This window comes from Lachnoanaerobaculum sanguinis, from assembly GCF_033242365.1.
In the GTDB taxonomy this organism is placed as follows: domain Bacteria; phylum Bacillota; class Clostridia; order Lachnospirales; family Lachnospiraceae; genus Lachnoanaerobaculum; species Lachnoanaerobaculum sanguinis.
This window is the reverse complement of record NZ_BTHK01000085.1, coordinates 1-285: the sequence shown is the minus strand read 5'-3', so window position 1 is coordinate 285 and position 285 is coordinate 1. Positions and strand designations below refer to the sequence as shown.

Below are 285 nucleotides of genomic sequence, written 5' to 3'. Positions count from 1 at the left end.
GTCTCTTATAATCCTAACCTTGCAAAGAAACAAAGGCTTGAAATAATGAAAATGGTCGATAAAGCTTCAAAGTTTTCTACATACAAAAATATCGCTAAAGATGAACTTGGAGATTGTGCTAAATATGTAGACATTATAACTAAAGATAGTGCAGGCAAGACAATAAAGCCTATAATAGATTTAAATAAATCTAAGATTGATGAAGATCTTAAATATGCAGGATATAATCTTTTAGTGACATCCGAGATAGATATGGAGCCATTACAGGTATATAAAACATACCAT

General features: G+C 30.2%; 1 pseudogene. It reads left to right on the top strand.

From position 1 onward, the window contains the following. A pseudogene (locus SBH76_RS13640) lies at window positions 1-285 on the top strand (IS1634 family transposase); the annotation flags it as partial.